The 15128-nt window shown below is 50.4% G+C and carries 15 protein-coding genes; 4 read left to right on the top strand and 11 right to left on the bottom strand.

The window, feature by feature from the left end:
- From ACS5NO_RS00280 to rpmG, 6 genes are all read right to left on the bottom strand, one after another.
- Window positions 1-474, bottom strand: coding sequence for a hypothetical protein (locus ACS5NO_RS00280; protein WP_439413362.1), 474 nt, complete (start codon window positions 472-474; stop codon window positions 1-3).
- Window positions 467-841, bottom strand: coding sequence for a HEPN domain-containing protein (locus tag ACS5NO_RS00285; protein WP_439413363.1), 375 nt, complete (start codon window positions 839-841; stop codon window positions 467-469). The genes ACS5NO_RS00280 and ACS5NO_RS00285 overlap by 8 nt, the downstream gene beginning before the upstream one ends.
- On the bottom strand, window positions 831-1169 hold the full coding sequence (locus ACS5NO_RS00290) for a nucleotidyltransferase domain-containing protein (protein ID WP_439413364.1): 339 nt from the start codon (window positions 1167-1169) through the stop codon (window positions 831-833). The genes ACS5NO_RS00285 and ACS5NO_RS00290 overlap by 11 nt, the downstream gene beginning before the upstream one ends.
- Before the next feature lie 2 nt (window positions 1170-1171).
- The gene (gene ftsY, locus ACS5NO_RS00295; RefSeq protein ID WP_138993040.1) at window positions 1172-2131 is read right to left on the bottom strand and encodes a signal recognition particle-docking protein FtsY; all 960 of its coding nucleotides are present in this window, start codon (window positions 2129-2131) and stop codon (window positions 1172-1174) included.
- A gap of 141 nt (window positions 2132-2272) precedes the next feature.
- Window positions 2273-2428: a DUF4295 domain-containing protein gene (locus ACS5NO_RS00300; protein ID WP_111626371.1), complete on the bottom strand. Its 156-nt coding sequence runs from the start codon at window positions 2426-2428 to the stop codon at window positions 2273-2275.
- A gap of 33 nt (window positions 2429-2461) precedes the next feature.
- The gene (rpmG, locus tag ACS5NO_RS00305) at window positions 2462-2644 is read right to left on the bottom strand and encodes a 50S ribosomal protein L33 (RefSeq protein WP_038121932.1); all 183 of its coding nucleotides are present in this window, start codon (window positions 2642-2644) and stop codon (window positions 2462-2464) included.
- A 223-nt stretch (window positions 2645-2867) separates the two neighbouring features.
- On the opposite strand from rpmG, the gene ACS5NO_RS00310 reads away from it, so the two are divergent.
- Window positions 2868-4103 (top strand): NADH-quinone oxidoreductase subunit D, encoded by a 1236-nt coding sequence (locus ACS5NO_RS00310; RefSeq protein ID WP_439413365.1) that lies wholly within the window; start codon window positions 2868-2870, stop codon window positions 4101-4103.
- On the opposite strand, the gene hpt is transcribed toward ACS5NO_RS00310, so the two are convergent.
- Window positions 4100-4627, bottom strand: coding sequence for a hypoxanthine phosphoribosyltransferase (gene hpt, locus ACS5NO_RS00315; protein ID WP_439413366.1), 528 nt, complete (start codon window positions 4625-4627; stop codon window positions 4100-4102). The genes ACS5NO_RS00310 and hpt overlap by 4 nt on opposite strands.
- A gap of 123 nt (window positions 4628-4750) precedes the next feature.
- Between hpt and ACS5NO_RS00320 the strand changes: the two genes are divergently transcribed.
- Entirely contained in the window at window positions 4751-5968 is a 1218-nt protein-coding gene (locus ACS5NO_RS00320; protein ID WP_439413367.1) for a tetratricopeptide repeat protein, read from the top strand.
- Window positions 5969-6076: 108 nt separating this feature from the next.
- Here ACS5NO_RS00320 and ACS5NO_RS00325 read toward each other — a convergent pair whose 3' ends face one another.
- On the bottom strand, window positions 6077-6547 hold the full coding sequence (locus ACS5NO_RS00325) for an Lrp/AsnC family transcriptional regulator (RefSeq protein WP_114406450.1): 471 nt from the start codon (window positions 6545-6547) through the stop codon (window positions 6077-6079).
- Between the two features lie 419 nt (window positions 6548-6966).
- Between ACS5NO_RS00325 and ACS5NO_RS00330 the strand changes: the two genes are divergently transcribed.
- On the top strand, window positions 6967-8508 hold the full coding sequence (locus ACS5NO_RS00330) for a glycoside hydrolase family 10-like protein (protein ID WP_439413368.1): 1542 nt from the start codon (window positions 6967-6969) through the stop codon (window positions 8506-8508).
- A 128-nt stretch (window positions 8509-8636) separates the two neighbouring features.
- On the opposite strand, the gene ACS5NO_RS00335 is transcribed toward ACS5NO_RS00330, so the two are convergent.
- The 3 genes from ACS5NO_RS00335 to ACS5NO_RS00345 form a co-directional block, all read right to left on the bottom strand.
- A complete protein-coding gene (locus ACS5NO_RS00335; RefSeq protein ID WP_439413369.1) occupies window positions 8637-9479 on the bottom strand; it encodes a sugar phosphate isomerase/epimerase family protein in 843 nt (280 codons plus the stop codon).
- Between the two features lie 164 nt (window positions 9480-9643).
- Window positions 9644-10885, bottom strand: a complete 1242-nt coding sequence (locus ACS5NO_RS00340; protein ID WP_439413370.1) for a 4-hydroxy-3-methylbut-2-enyl diphosphate reductase — start codon at window positions 10883-10885, stop codon at window positions 9644-9646.
- Window positions 10886-10960: 75 nt separating this feature from the next.
- Window positions 10961-12487 carry a GH3 auxin-responsive promoter family protein gene (locus tag ACS5NO_RS00345; protein WP_439413371.1) on the bottom strand — a complete coding sequence of 509 codons (1527 nt, stop codon included), beginning with the start codon at window positions 12485-12487 and terminating at the stop codon, window positions 10961-10963.
- Between the two features lie 203 nt (window positions 12488-12690).
- Between ACS5NO_RS00345 and ACS5NO_RS00350 the strand changes: the two genes are divergently transcribed.
- The gene (locus tag ACS5NO_RS00350) at window positions 12691-15126 is read left to right on the top strand and encodes a penicillin acylase family protein (RefSeq protein WP_439413372.1); all 2436 of its coding nucleotides are present in this window, start codon (window positions 12691-12693) and stop codon (window positions 15124-15126) included.
- Window positions 15127-15128: the final 2 nt, after the last annotated feature.

A 15128-nucleotide genomic window follows, 5' to 3' on the forward strand; every position in this document is an offset into this window, starting at 1 on the left:
TTAAAATACCGCCTGATACGAAATATCAAATGCGATTGTTGACCGGCGGTTTTTCGCCACCGTCACCGGAAAAATGTTGTTTTGGCCGTCGGAGAGGTTCGCATACAAACCTTTTTCTTCCTGCACAAAAACGGAATAACTACCGGCGGGCAGACTGACGCAAAATTTTCCGTCTTGATCAGATTTTACTTTTTTAATGAGCCGGGTGTTGATTTTGGTGTAAAAACCGTCGTCGGTGGCTTCCGTCTGGTCAATTTTCGTCAATTCATAGATCAAAACCTCCCGAACGACGGGCTGGCCTTTGGGCATTGGGCGGTCGGGGCCGGGCATGTGGTTGCCGGATTTGAAAAGAACCGTTCCGCAAATGCCCTGAAATGACTTGCTGGTCTGGCTGGGTTTGCAGGCGGTGAAAATAGCAAACGCCAGCAGGAGCAAAGATGGTTTTAGAATGTTGGAGAATTGATGGTCAGGCATATTTCTCTTTGACAAAATGGAGGAAATTTTCGGATCTTATGATCAAATCATTAATTTCCTCAAGAGGAAAATCGCCCTCCAGGTCATAATCCGCTATTTGTCGGTGGTCAAATAGAATTTTGAAATCATCCTTGAATTGTTCAGGCACTTCACCTGACTTGATTAAATGCATGGAGAACATCTCCCGAGCTGCCGAATGGCGTTTTGTAATGATATTTTTATCAGAAAGTAATCCACGTACAAGCCAGAAAAAACAATAATAACTGGAAGTAATAGCACCAAGTGGAAACTCCGTCAAAACCAATGTTTTAGCATTTGCCAGATAGGCTTCCGCTTTCTTAATGCAGTCCTTTAGGTCATCGCTCATAAATGCATTTAGCGTCTTTTCTAACCTCGCGAAAAAAAATACGATTCGATGTGAGAAACTTATTATGAGAGACTACAACTGCAGATATATCGATAAATGTTTCAAGATAATAAGCATTACGATCGGCGGCAGTCTTAGCTACTTCTTTGAAGGGAGAAACATTTTCGTCATCCAACAGCACTAAATAATCGACATCTGATTCTTCATGAAAATCGCCCCGGGCATAGGAACCGAATAGCAAGATTTTGGCCAGCCGATCGCCGTAGTGCCGTTTCATGATGTCGGTCACTTCGCGATTAACTATCTCTAAATCGGTTACAACTGCCATTGTCAAATTTTCTTAAAAAACGAATCCACGAACTCCATCTTGTGGAACGTCTGTAAATCTTCGATTTTTTCGCCGACGCCGATGTATTTGACCGGAATCTTGAACTGATCCGAAATGCCGATCACCACACCGCCTTTGGCTGTTCCATCTAACTTTGTGATCGCCAGGGCCGTCACATCCGTCGCTTTGGTAAACTCCGTCGCCTGAATAAAGGCGTTCTGGCCGGTCGACCCGTCGAGCACCAGCAACACTTCGTGGGGCGCTTCGGGCAGGAATTTCTGCACCACCCGCTTGATTTTCGATAACTCGTTCATCAAGTTCACCTTTGTGTGCAGACGGCCCGCCGTGTCGATAATCACCACATCGGCGTTCATGTCTACCGCTTTTTTAACGGCGTCGAAAGCCACGGCCGACGGGTCGGTGTTCATGCCGTGTTCGATCACCGGAACGCCAACGCGTTGGCCCCACAGTTTTAACTGCGTAACGGCAGCCGCCCGGAACGTATCGCCCGCGCCCAGCACCACTTTATAGCCGCGCTTGTGAAACTGCGAGGCCAGTTTGCCAATGGTGGTGGTTTTGCCCACGCCGTTGACGCCGACGACCATGATCACGTACGGTTTTTTATCGGCAGGCAACGAAAAATCATCGTCGACATCCTCAGATTTATTTTCAGCCAGCAAGGCGGCAATTTCCTCCCGCAGGATGGAATCGAGTTCACTCGTGCTGACGTATTTATCCCGGGCAACGCGGTCCTCGATGCGCCGGATGATTTTCACGGTGGTGCCAACGCCCACATCCGAAGTAATCAGGACTTCTTCCAGTTCGTCCAGAACCTGCTCATCGACCGTCGATTTGCCAACGACGGCGCGGTTGAGTTTCGAGAAAAAACTTTCTTTGGACTTCTCCAGCCCTTTATCGAGTGATTCTTTTTTTTCCTTCGAGAAAAAATCAAACAGACCCATTGCTTTGTCGTTAGAACGTTGGATGGCAAACCACAGACGCCGATTCGTACGTATACAGCCTCGTGTCTGTTTTGTCGAACAAAGATACAAACAAAAAAGTCCCACAAAGGGGACTTTCGATGTACCATAAAACCGGAAAAACTAGCCTTTCAACGCGGCTTGTACTTCTTCCAGTGGGACCATTTCTTCTCTAAAGGTGTAGGCACCGGTTTTCGGCGACTTCACGGCTTTGATAATCTTCGCGAAGTTCTTACCGCCACCTTCCTTCTTCAGGGTTGCAACAACTTTCTTTGCCATCTTGGATCGTCGGGAACAGTCCCGCGGTTACAATTATTTAATTTCTTTGTGTACGGTTACGCGCTTCAAGTTCGGATTGTACTTTTTCAGTTCGATCCGGCTCGGCGTATTCTTACGGTTTTTGGTGGTGATGTAGCGTGAAGTACCCGGTACATTCGTATCCTTCTGCTCCGTACACTCCAAAATCACCTGAATTCTATTGCCTTTCTTAGCCATTGCTGTAAATATTTTCTCAAACAGGAACGCAAAGGTAAGATAAAGTCTTAAAAACCACAATGGTTGATAGCGAAATAATTGTTGAGTCGGTATACGGTTTTCAGTTTACGGTGGCTGACGCATTCATCCTAAACTTGCGTCAGCCACCGTAAACTGAAAACCGTATACCGAAAACCCTGCCGGGTTTGACTTTTGACCGTCTCCTGCCGACCTTTGACGGACGATGACCACACAAACCATCCAATACGACTACCAGCCCGGTGTGTTTCAGGCTTCCGAGCCGAATAAATATACGCTCGATGAACTCGGCTCCGGCGAGATGATTCTGAACATGGGGCCGCAACACCCCTCGACGCACGGTGTTCTCCGGTTGGAAATCGTCACCGATGGCGAGATCATTGTCGATGTGGTGCCGCATTTGGGCTATCTGCACCGCTGTTTCGAGAAACACGCCGAAGCCTTGCCGTATAACCAGATCCTGCCGTTTGTCGACCGCTTGGATTATATGGCTGCCATGAACAGCGAACACGTTTTTTGCATGGGCGTCGAGCGGATGCTTGGCATCGACAAGGAACTGTTAACGACGCCCAACGGCCGCCGGATCGAATACATCCGGGTGCTGGTTTCGGAATTAAACCGGCTGGCGTCTCACTTCGTGGCCATCGGAACCTACGCGCTGGATATTGGTGCCTACACGCCGTTTTTGTGGATGATGCGCGACCGCGAACACCTTCAGCGGCTGCTGGAATGGGTTAGTGGAGCGCGGATGCTGTATAATTACATCTGGATTGGCGGTTTATACTACGATTTGCCGGTTGGTTTTGAAGAACGGTGTCAGGAGTTTCTGAAATACCTGAAACCAAAGCTGACGGAATTGCAGCAACTGGTGATCGAAAACAAGATTTTCGTGAAACGAACCGCCAATGTGGGCGTTCTTCCGTTGCCGGTGGCAATCAATTACGGCTGTTCGGGGCCGGTTTTGCGGGCGTCGGGTTTGCGCTACGATTTGCGCCGGGTCGATGCGTATTCCGTGTATCCTGAACTGGAATTTGATATTCCGATTGGTGAAGGAACCGTCGGGACGCTGGGCGATTGCTGGGATCGGAATTATGTGCGGGTGCTGGAATGCTGGGAGTCGGTGAAAATTGCCGAGCAATGCCTGGCGCGCTTGACGGGCGATCTGAAACGCACCCGGGATTTCGATCCGCAGGCGATGGCACCCAAGAAAATCCGGCCCAAAGCACAGGAATTCTACATCCGGGGCGAAATTCCGAAGGGTGAACTGGGTTTCTACTTCCGGGCCGACGGCCGGGCCGATATGCCCTTCCGGTGTCGGGCGCGGTCATGTTCGTACCACAACCTATCGGTCATCAGCGAAATTTCCAAAGGTGCCATGATGGCCGATTTAGTCGCCATTATCGGCTCAATCGATGTCGTAATGGGTGAAGTAGACCGTTAGGCTAACACGAAGATTTCCTGCGTATTGCGGCCAAAACCGTCGTAATCCAGCCCGTAGCCGACGACAAACTGGTTTTGAATTTCGAAACCGACGTATTTAATGGCGACGTCAATCTGCAAGGATTCCGGTTTGAACAGCATCGTTGCGATTTCCAGGGATGCGGGTTGCTGCTCCAGCAATTGCTGTGATACCTGCTGAATGGTGAGGCCGGTATCGATAATGTCCTCAATCAGAATTAGATCCTGACCCGCCAGTGATTCGCTCAGACCCAGGATGTGTTTGACGACACCCGTCGAAGCCGTCTGTTGGTAGGAACTGACCCGAATAAAGGTGACCCGGCACGGAATGGTCAGGTGCGTCATCAGTTCAGCCGCGAAGATAAAGGCGCCGTTCAGCACCACCACCAGCATGGGCTCCTTGTCCCGATAGTCCTGATTAATCTGTTCGGCCAACTGAACAATGCGGTTTTTCAGCGTGTTTTGATCAATAAACGGAACGAAACTTTTGTCTTTGATAGTCAGCATGGTATACCCGTTGGCGCGAAACTCAAAGGTAAGGCATCGAGAGGGTTCGTAAAAACTTTTGATGGCGTAAACTGGAAATTCAAAAACTTCGTTGATAGAAGACGATATCCGTGTCCTTAAAAAATGAAAAAAAACCTTCTTGTTCTAATCGGCTTGTTTCTGACCTTAACGGCTCGTGCTCAGGTCTATTCACTAGCTGAATTTGACAAAAAATACGATATGCTGATGAAGCGTCCCGACGTTCAGATCGAGTCGGCAGAGGCTATCAATAACTTGTATAATTACAAATTTTACGAAGCCGACAAAGAGTTTCGCTGGCTAAAAATGCGGTATCCTGATCACCCGATGCCGTACTTTCTGATGGCCCTCGCCGAGTGGTGGAAAATTGTTCCGAATACGGAAAATACCGACTTTGATGACAAGTGTCTGGCCTACCTGGATACGACGATTACGAAAGCCGAAAAGCTGTATGACGATAAAGAAAACAAAGTAGAACCCGCGTTTTTTCTGGCGGCTGGCTACGGTTTCAAAGGGCGGTTGTATTCGGAGCGCAAGAAATGGGCAAAGGCAACCTGGGCCGGAAAAAACGCCCTGAAATATTTTGATAAATGCAAAGGCAATGGCGATTTGACGCCCGAACTGCTGTTTGGCGATGGGTTATTCAACTACTATGCCCAGTGGATTCCGAAAAACTACCCGGCTTTGAAACCGATTCTGATGTTTTTTCCGAAAGGCAACAAGGCGGAAGGCATTCGGCAGTTGGAAAAAACCGCCAACAACGCTTTTTATACCCGAACCGAGGCCCGGTATTTCCTGCTCCAGATTTATAGCATGGAAAACCAGTACGAAAAGGCGTATGATCTGGCCAAATACATGTGGCAGCAGTATCCCGACAATCCCTATTTCGAGCGGTATTATGCCCGGACGGCATTTGTTCGTGGCTATTCCAACGAAGCCGCATCCGCTTCCAACAGCATTTTGAGCAAAATTGAACGGGGGATGGACGGTTATGAAGGGGTTGGCGGTCGAACGGCAGCGTATATTCTGGCGTACAACAACCAGCATTATACCCGCGATTTGGCCAAAGCCAAGCAGTATTACCTGAAAACCATCGAGTTTGCCAAGCAGACTAACTCCTACGATGCGGCCTATTACTGGGCGTCGGTGTTGAGTCTGGGAAAAATTGCGGCTGCGGAAAAAAACTACGATCAGGCGCAGACCTATTACAAGGAAGTCATTGACAAAGCCGACCGCAAATCCAGCCAGCATAAAGAAGCCAAAGACGGTTTGCAGGAACTCAAGAAGCTGCGGAGAGAGGAGCGGAGGAAAGGAAGGAAATAACAGGGTTGAATATCGAACACTAAATGTTGAATAACGAATATTGAAGTCTAAAAGCGTGCGGAGCTACTTCGATATTCGTTATTCAACATTTAGTATTCGATATTTTTTTCAAGGGATTGGAAGTACTTTGCTTTCTTTGAACGTCGACAGGATTACCATGGTTTGGGTGCTGGCGACTTCTTCGATTTCGTTGATTTTTTCCAGCATCAAAACCTGATACGAGGCAATGTCTTTGGCGATGACTTTCAGCAGAAAATCGCCGGAACCCGTGATGTGGTGGCATTCGATAATCTCCGGAATTCCTTTCACGGCGTTGACAAACGATTCGGTTACCTGCTTCTTGTGACCGACCAGCGAAACCTGCACAAACGTCGTAACGCCCAGACCAACCCGGTCCCGGTTCAGTTGAGCGTGGTAGCTCTGAATGATGCCCGACGTTTCGAGTTTTTTGACGCGCTCAAGGGTAGGTGCGGGGGACAAACCAATTTCCTTCGACAGTTGGGCATTGGTGATTTTAGCGTTTGTCTGTAGAATTTCTAATACTTTCCGATCAATCTGATCGAGTTTGATTCCTGACATGATAGTGATGACCTTAAAACTTTATCCAACCAATATGAGATCACGCAAAACTAAACACAATCCTTTTATTTTTATAAAAAAATATGGATTATTTACTAAAATGTAAAATAATGATTGGTTTTGCGGCCCAATTTTAGCTACAAAATTACTGTATACAATAGTTATACCAAATACTGTTCAACATTAAAATTAACCGTTCCTAAATTTTTTCCAAATAATATTTTGTGGATATAGGGGCGGTTTTCTAAAAAGACTTTCCAAAAAAAAGCAATCGTCTTCTTTAAATCCAAAAAGGAAGAGTTCCACTTCAAGGGGCTTCAACAGAGACAAGGCAATAAACCGATCGGTAACAAAGTTTGAAAGGGGAGAGGGTTCTTCCGTATCTTTGAGCATCAATGTTTTTGACCAATCTCGTGTGCATGCGCTTTCACTACCGGGCTTTCTTCGTCTTTTTCGTCTGCTTTTTTTGGAAAACGTCTGAAGCGATTGCCCAGCATCCGCCCAAGCGGGAGTTTCGGGCGGTTTGGATTGCCACGGTGGACAACATCGACTGGCCGAGTGTGCGGGGGCTGCCGGCCGAAAACCAGCAGGCCGAATTTATTGCCCTGCTTGACCAGCACCAGCGGGCGGGCATCAACGCCGTGGTGGTGCAGATCCGGGCGGCTGCGGATGCCTTTTACGCCAAAAGTACGGAACCCTGGTCGTTCTGGCTGACGGGCCAGCAGGGCCGGGCCCCGGTGCCATTCTACGATCCGCTGGAATTCATGATCCGGGAAACCCACGACCGTGGCATGGAATTTCACGCCTGGTTTAACCTCGACCGGGCCACATTCAGTAAAAACTCCAGTGTTACGCCCGATCACATCAGTTTCCGACGACCAGAATGGATGCTGCAATACGGTGGCCGAAAGCTATTCAATCTGGGATTGCCTGAAGTCCGCAACTACGTGACCGGTATTGTGACCAACATCGTTCGGAATTACGATGTCGACGGCATTCATTTTGACGATTATTTTTATCCGTACGGAGTGGCCGGACAGGTTATTCACGACGAAGTGACCTATAAAACGTATTTCAACGGGATGAACCTGGCGAATTGGCGTCGAGAAAACATCAACCAGTTGATACACCAACTCCGGGATTCGATTCAGGCCCTGAAACCGTATGTGAAGTTTGGCGTCAGTCCGTTTGGGGTCTGGAAAAACAGCAGCCAGGACCCCGAAGGCTCGCTCACGACGGGCGGTTTGACATCTTATTTTGATTTGTATGCCGATACCCGCAAATGGATTCGGGAAGGCTGGATCGACTACATTGCGCCACAAGTGTATTTTAGTACAGATTTTCAGAAGGTTCCGTACCGGCTTCTGGTCGACTGGTGGATCAAAAACGGCTTCGACCGACACCTCTATATTGGCCAGGGCGCGTTTCGGATCAACCGTTCTACTCCGCGCGACCGCGCCTGGAACAATCCGAACGAGATGACGACCCAACTGAACTACAACCGGCAGTTCAGCCAGATTCATGGCAGTATCTTCTTTAGCTCCAAATCCCTGACGGATAACCTGAATGGTGTTCGCGATACGTTGCTGACGAATTTCTACCGGTATCCGGCGCTGATCCCGCCAATGCCCTGGAAAGATCCCGAACCGCCCCTTTCACCCAAAGACCTGAAAGCCCGGCCTACGTCCGAGGGCGTCGAACTGCTCTGGCAGGAACCCGGCCCGGCACCGGACGGCGACAAGGCCCGGTATTATGTGGTGTATCGTTTTGACCGGAAAGACAAGGTGAATACGGAAGATCCGACCCACATTCTGGCGATCTGTGTGGGCGAACGAACCACCCGGTTTATCGACCGAACCGCCGAAGCCGATGGACGGTATGTGTATCTGATCACGTCACTCGACCGGTTGCACAACGAAAGCGTGCCGAGTCAGGTCAATGTGCGGGTTCCGGAGGAGTGAAGGAGAGAAAATTATAAATGTAAAATGACGAATGCTAAATGTAAAAGGCTGGCTACACTTCTACATTTAGCATTCGTCATTTTACATTTATAATTCAATTAGTCGCTGATTATCAGCGACTAATTGAATTACACCGTCTTCAAAAACGCCAGTCCTTTCACGGCAATGTCTTCGCCGGAGGCTTCGATGTCGCGCCAGATGGCTGCGGCTTTGGCAATGGCTTTCACCTCGGGCGTAAACGACTCGATGACCAGTTGGCCTTTAAAATCAATGTCTTTCAGCGCCTGACCAATGGAGGTCCAGTCGATGTGGTCGTTGCCCGGAATACCCCGGTCGCAACCGCAACTGTGCAGCAATTCCAGCCGCGAACCGGCTTTGCGAATGGCATCGGCCTGGAATTTCTCCTCGATGTTCATATGGAACGTATCCAAGTGCAGCCGAACGGCGTCATTATCAACTAAATCCGCCAGATGGATGGCCTGATCGCAGGTGTTGATAAAGTCGGTTTCGAAGCGATTGAGTGGTTCGAGGGCAATTTTCAACTCTTTGCCCGCAGCATAGGCCGCCAGTTCTTTCAAATGCCCGACCACGGTTTTCTCCTGTTCCTTATACACGTCTTTCGGCGTGGCTTCGGCGCGTCCGACACTCGAATACAGCGGGCCAACCAGCATTTCGGCGCCGATAATTTCCATGAAATCCAGCAACGCTTTCAGGTATGTCATCGCCGTTTGCTGCTGCTCTTCGTCTCCACGAAAATCCCGGTCCGGACCCATGGCCGCACAAACCGTTTTGCAACCTAACCCGGCATCAGCCAACGCCTGTTTTACCAACTGAGGATCGACGTTCCAGGGTTCTTCCAAACCGATTTCGACGGTATCGAAGCCCCATTCCGCAAATTTTGAAAACCACTTCACGCTTTCGTTCGTAAAAGGCGATGTAAATAAAAACGTGTTGATGCCAATGGTGTACATAGGGGTTGATTGGTTATGATCTATCTGGTCTTGTTTCTGCGGTTTTGCCTCAGCGGCCCTGTAAAACGGGTATATTCGGTAATCACCTTTTAGGCAATGCAAAGGATGGTTAGTGTGCTTTTTACTGTCATTGCAGGACATTTATGGCGATTTCCTGCCGGATTTCAGGAAGCAAACTGCTGTTCGACTTCCGCCATGACGGCGTCAATCGGGCGGGCATCGGCAAAAAAGGAGACGATCCTGAGGAGAATACCTTCCACCACGGCGTCGGGGCAGGATGCTCCGCAGGTCAGTAGAACGGTGACCGGTTTTTGTTCCGGTAGAAAGTTTTCGGTGACCACTTCCTGCTTCGTATGCAAGTTAAAATGCCGGATCAGCTCCCGCGACAGAATTTTCTGTTCGGTTTCAATGAAATACGTCGGCAGTTTTTCTTCGCACAACTCCACGATGTGCAACGTATTGGAACTGTTGTAACCACCTGCAACAATCGTGAAATCGGCGGGATGCGTCAACAGGGCGTAGGTCGAATCCTGGTTGTCGTTGGTCGCGTAGCAAAGCGTGTCGCGGGTATTGGCAAAACGACTATCCACCTCGTCCGGCAGCAGACGGTAGTGGCGGATCATGACGGTTTTTAGGAAATCGGCAATCTGCTGCGTATCCGATGCCAGCATGGTGGTTTGATTCACGACGCCGATGCGCTGCAAATCCCGTTCGGGATCAAAACCGGGTGAAAACTGGCCGTTGAATTCGGCATAAAACGCTTCTTTGGTCGATTCGCCGGTGATATATGTCGCCAACCGTTGCGCCTGCGCCATGTCTTTCACCACAACGGTCGGTGCCGATGCTTTGCTGTGCGAAAACGTAGCGCGGGTTTCCTCGTGCGACGGTTTTCCGTGAACCACCACGGTATAGTCTTTCTGCCCGATTTGCGTAGCTTTGTTCCACACTTTTTCGACAAACGGACAGGTCGTATCGTATTGCTCGACATTGAGGCCGATGTCGGTCAGTTTCTGCTGAATCTCGATGGTCGTGCCGAATGCCGGAATCACCACGACATCGTCATTCCGCAATTCCTCCCACGGAATGATCTGTTTCCCCGAGGTTTCCATGATAAACTGCACCCCGCGTTCCTGTAAATCCCGGTTCACATCCGGATTGTGAATCATTTCACTGAGTAGGAAAATGCGTTTTCCGGTATTTTCAGCAATGGCTTTGTAGGCAATTTCAATGGCATTTTCGACGCCATAGCAAAATCCGAAATGCCGGGCAATGCGGAAGCGAACCGGACCAAAATCAAGAACCGTGGGTGTAAAATCGCGCTTGAGCTTATCGCGTTTCCGCCGAAGTTCTTTCAACGGGCTGATGATGGTACTGCGGTAATACTCCGGGATGTTGAAGGATTTCATTCGGGCAAAATTAGACAGACTTCATCGGAAGAACAACGGCCGGAATCGCTTCGTTCAGCTAAAAAGATCGGCTCATCAGGAGAGCGTTGTCAAACGGCCCAGAATATCGTCCAGATACTCCCGGCTGTTGCTTAGGCGTGGCACTTTATGCTGACCACCCAACTTGCCCCGGGTTTTCATCCATTCGTAGAACGTCCCCCGCGGAACGGCGTGGACAATGGGCGGATGCAGCACCATGTCGTTATACCGCTTGGCGTCGTAGTCGGAGTTGACCTGCCGGAGTGTTTGGTCGAGGACCTTGCGGAACGTATCGAAATTAGCAGGTTCGCTCGAAAACTCGATGATCCACTCGTGTCGGCCGTTGGTTCCGCTGCCCATATAAACCGGCCCGGCGGTATAATCGCTCACCGTGGCCCCGGTTGCTGCGCAGGCTTGGGTAATGGCGTTTTCGGCGTTTTCGATGATCACTTCTTCTCCGAAGGCATTGATAAAATGCTTGGTCCGGCCACTCACTTTCAAGCGGAAGGGGTATTTTGAGGTAAACCGCACGGTATCGCCGACGCGGTATCGCCACAGTCCGCCGTTGGTGGTAATCACCAGCGCGTAATTCTTGTTCAGTTCAACTTCTTCGATGGTCAGGGCTTTTGGAAAAGGCTTGTCGGCATCTTCCATCGGCACAAACTCGTAGAAAATACCGTAGTCCAGCATGATCAGCATTTCGCCGATCCGCTTTAGATCGTCCTGAATCGCAAAAAAACCCTCCGAAGCGTTGTAGATTTCAAGGTAGCGGGTGTCGTTGGAAGGAAAAACTTCGTTGGAAAACAACTCCCGATAGGGCTGAAAAGCCACGGCACCGTGGATAAAAACCTCAAAATTGGGCCATACTTCCAGAATATTCTGCTTGCCGGTTAGGGTCAACACTTTTTCCAGCAAAACCAGCGCCCAGGTCGGAACGCCCAGAATACTCGTCACGTTTTCGCGGGCGGCAATTTCGGCCATCCGGTCGATTTTTTCCTCCCACTTGTCCATCAGCGCCACTTCGATGGGCGGGGTGCGGATATACTGCGCCCAGGGCGGCAGGTTTTTCATGACCACCGCCGACACGTCGCCCGCGTAGCCGTGCTGACCATACGGATTTTCGTGTAGACTACCACCAATCGACAGCCCTTTCCCCTCGAAGGCTTTGCTTTCCGGATTGTTGGCGATGTAGAGCGCCATCATGTCTTTACCGCCCCGAAAATGGCTTTCGTCCAGCGATTCCTGCGAAACCGGAATGAACTTGCTGCGGGCGTTGGTGGTTCCCGACGACTTGGAAAACCAGTGAATGCGGGAGGGCCATAGCAGTTTCTGCTCACCCTTCATCGTCCGCTCAATATACGGAAACAGGTCTTCGTAGGAAGAAACCGGCACCCGTTCCTGGTACTCACGGACGGTGCGGATGGAATCGTAGTGGTGTTGGCGGCCCCATTGCGTATGACGGCCTTTGTTGATAAGCTGCTGAAAAACCGCCTGCTGAACCTCGCCGGGATGCGCCATCATAGCTTTGATGCGCGGCACTCGCCGGAGCAGCAGCCATTTCAATGTCGTATTCAGCAGGGTCATACGTGGAGTGGTAATTCTGATTCAAACTTACTAAAAATGTTGCATTTAGAAGAACTTTGCTTCATAACCTGATTCGGTGGATATTGTTCGTTGGAATTCGTAAACTGCCACCGTTGAAAAAACCGGGAGTTTAGGCTCTTTTATTGGTATAAAAGCAAGAATAAATTTTCTTTGTGACCGATCCGGCACATGCCGTTCTCTGTATGAAAATCTTGAAAGCCCTGCTGAGCCTGCTTATTTCCATTGGCGTAACGGTTGCACTTAATCAGCCCTGGGGCAGTGTTCCGGCTCTGGGACGTTTGCTGAGTCCATTTGAAGGATTTTGGCAGAATGCCGAAACCGCGGGCCACTCTTCGGAACAAAAGATATCCGTCAAAGGTGCGAAAGAAGAGGTCACCATTTTGTTTGACGATCTGCATGTTCCGCACATTTTTGCCAAAAATGACTACGACGCTTATTTTGCCCAGGGCTACGCTACGGCCCGCGACCGCTTGTGGCAGATGGAATTTCAAACCCACGCGGCTGCCGGACGGATTTCGGAGCTAATTGGTGACCGTGCGGTTGAACTCGACCGCTATAACCGGCGGCTGGGCATGACCTACGGTGCTGAAAAATCGCTGGAAGGCATGTCGAATGACCCGGTTTCCAAATCGGTGCTGGAAGCCTACACGGCGGGCATCAACGCCTACATCGACCAATTGAAACCGGCTGATTATCCGATTGAATACAAGTTGCTGGGATACGCTCCCGAACCGTGGACGCCCATCAAAGTAGCATTTCTGCTCAAGCAGATGACCCAGACGCTGGCAGCGGGCGCCGACGATCTGATGATGACCAACAGCCGGCAGCAGCTCGGCCCGGCTTTGACAGCCAATTTGTTTCCGGATTATCCTTTTAAAGAAGACCCCATCATTCCGGTCGGCACACGTTGGGACTTCACGCCGGTCAAGCTGCCTACTCCGCCCCAGATTACCGAAAATGACAGCAGCGTCGCGCTGAACTGGCAGTCGCATGATCCGGGGATTGGCAGTAACAACTGGGCCGTTGGTCCGGAGAAAACCGCCACGGGCTACCCGATTCTGGCGAACGACCCGCACCTGACGCTGAGTTTGCCTTCCATCTGGTATCAGGTTCAATTGGTTACGCCCACGATGAACGTCTACGGCGTGTCATTGCCCGGTGCCCCCGGCGTCATCATCGGTTTTAACAAAGACGTGGCCTGGGGCGTTACGAACGTCGGGGCGGATGTGCTGGATTTTTACAAGATTCGTTTTCGGGATAACCGGCGACAGGAATACTGGCACGACGGAAAGTGGAAACCGGTTCGTCGGCGGGTTGAAACCATTTGGGTAAAAGGAAAACCGGCGGTTGTCGACACCATATTATATACCCACCACGGCCCGGTGGTTTATTTGCCCGAAGACAAACCGTTCCGAAACAACATTCCGACGGGCTATGCCGCTCGCTGGATTGCCCACGAGGTCGACAATGGCATCAAGACGTTCTATTTGCTAAACCGGGCCAAAACCTACGACGATTATGTAACGGCCTTGTCGTATTACGTAGCTCCCGCGCAGAACTTCGTTTTTGCCAATGCGGCCAAAGACATCGCGATTTCGCCGAATGGACGGTTTCCGTTAAAATGGCGCGATCAGGGCAAATTTCTTTTGGACGGTACCAGGGCCGCGAACGACTGGCAGGGCTGGATTCCGGCGGCTCAGAATCCCCGCGTGAAAAATCCGCCGAGGGGATTTGTCAGTTCGGCCAACCAATCGTCGACCGATCCGACCTATCCCTATTATATCAATTGGGAGTTTGAAACGACCGACCGGGGCATGCGGATCAACCAACGGCTGACAGCAATGCAAAACGTGACGGTGGACAGCCTGCGTCATCTACAAAATGATGTGTATAACCATCAGGCTTCCAAATTTCTGCCGGTTCTCCTGCCATATATTCAGGAAAAAGACCTTTCCGATCCGCAAAAGCAGGCGTTGAAAACCGTCCGCCAGTGGAACTACCAGCAGGATACGGCATCAGTTGCCGGCACCATTTTCGTGGATTGGATCAGCCGTCTGGAAGACGGAATCTGGGCCGACGATTTTCCGGATGACGCCAACCGGCCCCTGCGGTATCCGAATACCGACCGCACACTGCAACTCGTCACCGAAGAGCCCACTTCCCGCTGGTTTGACAACTTGCAAACGCCAAACCGCAAAGAAACGATTCAGGAAGTCGTCACCAGCAGCTTTCGGGCTACGGTTGATTCACTAGCAAAACAGCATGGGTCTCTGGGGAAAACCTGGGCCTGGGCCGGTCACAAAGGAACGTCCGTTCGGCACCTGATTCCGGGTCTGGATGCCTTCAGTGCGTTGAATGTGCAAATTGGCGGAGGACGCGGCATTGTCAATGCCGCCGGTCGCCGGGCTGGGCCGTCGTGGCGAATGATTGTCCAGACGGGACCCGACGTTCGGGCGTATGGTGTTTTTCCAGGTGGTCAATCCGGCAATCCCGGTAGTCCTTACTACCTGAACATGCTCGAAACCTGGCGAAAAGGGGACTTGTACGAGCTGCTTTATTTAAAATCGGTAACCGAAAAAAGTCCGCGGATTCAATCGACTCTTCAACTGACCCGTTAAAA

The sequence above is a fragment of the Larkinella fluvii genome, from assembly GCF_051857545.1.
Lineage (GTDB): Bacteria > Bacteroidota > Bacteroidia > Cytophagales > Spirosomataceae > Larkinella.

Bases quoted from the DNA above. Each gene is read 5' to 3' on its own strand.
- ACS5NO_RS00280 (WP_439413362.1), bottom strand. From the start codon at position 474: ATGCCTGACCATCAATTCTCCAACATTCTAAAACCATCTTTGCTCCTG.
- ACS5NO_RS00285 (WP_439413363.1), bottom strand. From the start codon at position 841: ATGAGCGATGACCTAAAGGACTGCATTAAGAAAGCGGAAGCCTATCTG.
- ACS5NO_RS00290 (WP_439413364.1), bottom strand. From the start codon at position 1,169: ATGGCAGTTGTAACCGATTTAGAGATAGTTAATCGCGAAGTGACCGAC.
- ftsY (WP_138993040.1), bottom strand. From the start codon at position 2,131: ATGGGTCTGTTTGATTTTTTCTCGAAGGAAAAAAAAGAATCACTCGAT.
- ACS5NO_RS00300 (WP_111626371.1), bottom strand. From the start codon at position 2,428: ATGGCAAAGAAAGTTGTTGCAACCCTGAAGAAGGAAGGTGGCGGTAAG.
- rpmG (WP_038121932.1), bottom strand. From the start codon at position 2,644: ATGGCTAAGAAAGGCAATAGAATTCAGGTGATTTTGGAGTGTACGGAG.
- ACS5NO_RS00310 (WP_439413365.1), top strand. From the start codon at position 2,868: ATGACCACACAAACCATCCAATACGACTACCAGCCCGGTGTGTTTCAG.
- hpt (WP_439413366.1), bottom strand. From the start codon at position 4,627: ATGCTGACTATCAAAGACAAAAGTTTCGTTCCGTTTATTGATCAAAAC.
- ACS5NO_RS00320 (WP_439413367.1), top strand. From the start codon at position 4,751: ATGAAAAAAAACCTTCTTGTTCTAATCGGCTTGTTTCTGACCTTAACG.
- ACS5NO_RS00325 (WP_114406450.1), bottom strand. From the start codon at position 6,547: ATGTCAGGAATCAAACTCGATCAGATTGATCGGAAAGTATTAGAAATT.
- ACS5NO_RS00330 (WP_439413368.1), top strand. From the start codon at position 6,967: ATGCGCTTTCACTACCGGGCTTTCTTCGTCTTTTTCGTCTGCTTTTTT.
- ACS5NO_RS00335 (WP_439413369.1), bottom strand. From the start codon at position 9,479: ATGTACACCATTGGCATCAACACGTTTTTATTTACATCGCCTTTTACG.
- ACS5NO_RS00340 (WP_439413370.1), bottom strand. From the start codon at position 10,885: ATGAAATCCTTCAACATCCCGGAGTATTACCGCAGTACCATCATCAGC.
- ACS5NO_RS00345 (WP_439413371.1), bottom strand. From the start codon at position 12,487: ATGACCCTGCTGAATACGACATTGAAATGGCTGCTGCTCCGGCGAGTG.
- ACS5NO_RS00350 (WP_439413372.1), top strand. From the start codon at position 12,691: ATGAAAATCTTGAAAGCCCTGCTGAGCCTGCTTATTTCCATTGGCGTA.